This is a genomic window from Bellilinea sp., assembly GCF_034432615.1.
Classification (GTDB): domain Bacteria; phylum Chloroflexota; class Anaerolineae; order Anaerolineales; family Anaerolineaceae; genus Bellilinea.
This window is the reverse complement of record NZ_DAOUBL010000326.1, coordinates 1-4430: the sequence shown is the minus strand read 5'-3', so window position 1 is coordinate 4430 and position 4430 is coordinate 1. Positions and strand designations below refer to the sequence as shown.

The 4430-nt window shown below is 55.4% G+C and carries 5 protein-coding genes; 3 read left to right on the top strand and 2 right to left on the bottom strand.

Annotation, left to right across the window (positions count from 1 at the left end):
* Positions 1-422: sugar phosphate nucleotidyltransferase (locus tag VAE48_RS14665; RefSeq protein WP_322794076.1), on the bottom strand; the 422-nt coding region annotated here is incomplete at its 3' end.
* A gap of 229 nt (positions 423-651) precedes the next feature.
* Positions 652-1287, bottom strand: coding sequence for a sulfite oxidase-like oxidoreductase (locus tag VAE48_RS14660; protein WP_322794075.1), 636 nt, complete (start codon positions 1285-1287; stop codon positions 652-654).
* Positions 1288-1573: 286 nt separating this feature from the next.
* Here VAE48_RS14660 and VAE48_RS14655 point away from each other — a divergent pair, with 286 nt between their 5' ends.
* The 3 genes from VAE48_RS14655 to VAE48_RS14645 all read left to right on the top strand — a co-directional run.
* Entirely contained in the window at positions 1574-3151 is a 1578-nt protein-coding gene (locus tag VAE48_RS14655) for a sensor histidine kinase (RefSeq protein WP_322794074.1), read from the top strand.
* A gap of 33 nt (positions 3152-3184) precedes the next feature.
* A complete protein-coding gene (locus tag VAE48_RS14650; RefSeq protein ID WP_322794073.1) occupies positions 3185-4042 on the top strand; it encodes an MBL fold metallo-hydrolase in 858 nt (285 codons plus the stop codon).
* 36 nt (positions 4043-4078) lie between these two features.
* A partial coding sequence (locus VAE48_RS14645; protein ID WP_322794072.1) for an asparaginase occupies positions 4079-4430 on the top strand: 352 nt, incomplete at its 3' end.

The following is a 4430-nucleotide window of genomic DNA, read 5'->3' as shown; positions in this document are numbered from 1 at the left end:
AAATCGAACATGGCGGCGTAATCCATGCGGTAGAGGTGATCGCCGGCCAGAATGAGCACATACGGCGCTCGGGCGGCGCGAATCTCAAATAACTGTTTGCGGACTGCATCGGCTGTGCCCTGATACCAGTCCGCGCTGGAGATGGTCTGTTCGGCAGCCCAAATCTGCACCCAGCCGGTGTGGAAGGTATCGAAGACATAGGTGTTGGCGATGTGACGGTGCAGCGATACCGAGTTGAACTGGGTCAGCACGGCGATGCGGTAAATGCCTGAATTGATGCAGTTCGATATGGGAATATCAATCAGGCGGTATTTACCGGCAATCGGCACGGCCGGTTTGGAACGCACTGCGGTGAGGGGGTAAAGCCGCGCGCCCCGTCCACCGCCCAGAATGACTGCCAGAACATCTTTTGTGCTGCCCATGTTCACCTCCCGTAATTTTTATGGTTATTGTAACGTCAATTCGGGATAAATCGTTTCAACAACAACTTGGGGACTTTCAGCCCCCTCCCGCCTCCCCCAAAATCGCAGGGGCGATTTTGGGGGAGGTGCAGATGGGGGTCATTGGCATTGCATGCCATGTTTTGATCTTATCCCGAACTCTCGTTATTGTAAGGATACCTGATTCAATATCGCCCGTCAATCAGAAGATTTAGCCAAAACGCTGTTCTTTCCAGATATCCGCTTCATTGTGATAGCCGGCCTCCTCCCAAAAGCCGGGGCGGTCGTGTTTCATGAACTCCAACCCGCGCAGCCACTTGGCGCCTTTCCACAGGTAGGGGGTTTTCAGGTCAGGACGGTTGGGGATGTAGCCGACCACGCCGCGCAACGGATAGCCGTGATCGGGGCTGATCGGTTCTCCGTTGTAATGGGTGGCAAGTAAAAAGTTATCGGCCAGCACCACCTCCAGCGGCAGGTTGACGGTAAAGCCGTATTCGGCGTGCTGCATGACATAACGGGCGGCGGGCAGCGGTTTGAAAACGCCCAGTTCAATCATCGTCCGCACCGAAACGCCCTCCCATTCAGTATCCAGTTTGCTCCAGCGGGTTACGCAGTGCAAATCCATGCGGACGCGGGTTTTCGGCAAGCGGTTGAATTCTTCCCAACTCAGGGTAACTTCCTTTTCAACTTCCCCCCAAATGCGCAGCGTCCAGGTTTCCAGGTTGACGGTGGGAACCGGGCCGTAATGCAGCACCGGGAATTTGGTGGTAAGCGCCTGGCCGGGCGGCAGGCGTTTTTCACTGCGGGCGCGTTCCTCTTCATCTTTACGGTTAAACAAGCCAAACATGATCATACCTCTTTTTTTGTTCCATGCAAATCGCAAGGATTTGTTGAAACAACCATAAATCATTGCAGGAAGGACTGGTTGACTGCCTCCTCCCGAGTAAACCTGATTCAATTATACCTGAGTGAAGTCCCGTCCCGTTTTTATGTTGCCAGAAACTTTTTACAAAGATGAGGAAAAATGTCGCTGTAAAAGCCATGCCTGATTATGCTATACTGTTTCTAAATCGCGCGGGTTGACTTTGCGAGATCGTCCATATTGATTTTCTCAGGGAGGAACCTCAGCAGCAATGGAGAGCCAGGCAAAACAGCAGGATACGGTGACACGCTCTTCTCTGGCATTGTTGCTCGATATCAGCCGGGAACTGGCGGCCAGTCTGGACCTGCGTACGGTTTTGGCGCGGGTTTTGCTGCTTTCAACGGTCAATGTCGGCGCGGAGCGGGGCAGTTTGATCGTGCTGAACGACAAGGGACAACCGGTGGAGGCGGCCTTAGCGATCAATGGGCAGGTGTTTCATCCAACGGTGGAGGAGATGCAGTCCATTTTGGAGCGCGGGCTGGCTGGCTGGGTGGCTCAGCATCGCCAGCCGGCCCTGATTGCCGATACACGCGAGGATGAACGCTGGACGCGCCGCCCGGATGATGCGGCTGAACGCACGGGCAGTAAGTCGGCTGTCTGTGTTCCCCTGTTCTCCAGCGGTCAGTTAACCGGTGTGCTGACGCTGGTGCATGCCCAGACCGGATTTTTCACCAGCGATCATCTGACGTTGCTGCAAGGTATTGCCGATCTGGCGGGCATTGCGGTGCGCAATGCTCATCTGTATCGTTCGGTGCAGGAAGCCCAGCGCCGCTACCATGAGTTGTTTGAAGACAGCATTGACCCGATTTTGATTACCGACTGGGAGGGGCGTATACTGGAGGCCAACCGGCAAGCTCAAGTGGTTACAGCCTGTCCGCTGGAAACATTGCTGGAATGTTCCATGCACCAGCTGCAAAGCCCGCAAACCCCACCGTTGAGCCAATACTTTCAAGCCCTGCAAGAAGGCCAGACAGTGCATTACGAAACCGAATTACAACGGCAGGGCAGTTCGGCGCTGCCGGTGGAGGTGTACATTCGGCGGGTGATGATTGGGGAAAGCCCGATGCTGCAATGGATTTTGCGCGACATCAGCGAACGCAAGCAGCTGGATACCCTGCGGGATGATTTATCGGCAATGATCTATCACGACCTGCGCTCCCCGCTGGCGAACATCATTTCCAGTCTGGATATTCTGCAAACGCTGCTGCCGCAAGAGGCTGCCCAAACCATTCAGCCGGTTTTTGATATTGCCGTGCGGGCAGCCGAACGCTTGCAGCGCCTGATCAGTTCGTTGCTGGATATCAACCGTTTGGAAGCCGGTCAGCCGATTATCAACAAAAGACCGGTAGCCCCGCATGCGCTGGTTGCCGAGGCGGTGGATGCCACTCACACCCTTGCGGAAAGCAAACGCCAGCAGCTTTCGGTGGCGCTGGAGGATGATTTACCGGTCATTTCGGTGGATGTGGATATGATCCGGCGGGTGTTGATCAACCTGATTGAAAATGCGATCAAATACACCCCCATGCAGGGCGCCATTGAGGTGGGCAGCCGCCGCGAAGGGGAGATGATTCGCTTCTGGGTGCGAGATAACGGCCCCGGTATTCCGCAGGATGCCCTGGAATTGATCTTTGAGAAATTCAACCGCTTGCAGGGCGAGCGTTACCCCAAGGGTCTGGGCCTTGGTCTGGCATTTTGCCGGTTAGCGGTACGTGCGCATGGTGGTAAAATCTGGGTTGAAAGTGCGCTGGGCGAGGGCAGTAACTTTATCTTTATTCTGCCCCTCCGGTAATCATCCCCACCTGATTGGGAGTAAAGGTTTTCAATGCAGCAAATATTCGATCATGTATATATTGAGAATTCGTATCCGGGTGTTGTGCTGGGGCTGATTGTGACCCCGCACGGTCAGGTGATGATTGATGCCCCCTTCCGGCCGGATGACATCCGTCTGTGGCGGTCGGCCATGCTCAATTTGGGCGGCGGCGTCGAACGTCTGTTGATCAATCTGGATGTCCACGCCGACCGCACGATTGGCTCGCGGGCAATGGAGTGCACGGTGGTCGGCCACGAAAAAATGGCGGAGGTTTTCCGCAACCGCCCGATGACCTTCAAAGCCCAGGGGGCAGATACCGGCGCGGATTGGGAATACCATAATGGACTGGGCAGCATCCGCTGGGCGCCGCCGGAAATTTCCTTCACCCAGCGCATGAAAATTCACTGGGATGAACATCCGCTCCTGCTGGAATACCACCCCGGCCCGGCGGCGGGCGCCATTTGGGTCATTCTTGAAAACCGCAATCTGATCTTCCTGGGGGATGCGGTGGTGGTCAACCAGCCGCCGTTTCTGGCCGGCGCGGACATTCCCCAGTGGCTCGAAACGCTGCAAGTTCTGTTGACGCCTCAGTACCAGAATCATCTGCTGGTCAGCGGCCGCAGCGGGCTGATCACCCATAAACATGTTCACCAGCAGATCGAGTTCCTCAAAAACATTCAATCGCGCATGGATGACCTGGCTGCGCGCAAGGGAGAGCCTTCCGAAACGCACAGCTGGATCAACGATTTGTTGAGCGGTATGAATTTCCCCGCCGAACGCAAAGCGCAGTACTATCAGCGGTTGAAGTGGGGGTTGGAACAATACTACAACCGCCATTACCGCGCGATGGGCGAAGAGCTGGACGAATAAACCCCAACCAATTTTCAACTCAAGGATGTCTTCTTCATGAGCAATACTGCCTTTGTTCCACTGGTCGAATTAACCCGCGGCAATCTCGTCGAATCCCTTCACAGCGGTTGTGCCGCGGTGGTGGATGCTTCCGGCAACTTGCTGGCGGCTCTGGGTGACCCGCATTACGTAACCTTTTTGCGCTCATCCTCCAAGCCCTTTCAAATTCTACCGCTGCTGGAAAACGGCGGCGCGGAGGCCTTTCACCTGACCGAGCGGGATATTGCGTTGATGTGCGCCTCGCATTCCGGCACGGATGAACATCTGGCAGCCATCCTTGACTTGCAGAAAAAAGTGGGTGTGCAGGAAAGCGACTTGCTGTGCGGGACGCACCCGGTTTACCATCAAC

Bases quoted from the DNA above. Each gene is read 5' to 3' on its own strand.
- VAE48_RS14660 (WP_322794075.1), bottom strand. From the start codon at position 1,287: ATGTTTGGCTTGTTTAACCGTAAAGATGAAGAGGAACGCGCCCGCAGT.
- VAE48_RS14655 (WP_322794074.1), top strand. From the start codon at position 1,574: ATGGAGAGCCAGGCAAAACAGCAGGATACGGTGACACGCTCTTCTCTG.
- VAE48_RS14650 (WP_322794073.1), top strand. From the start codon at position 3,185: ATGCAGCAAATATTCGATCATGTATATATTGAGAATTCGTATCCGGGT.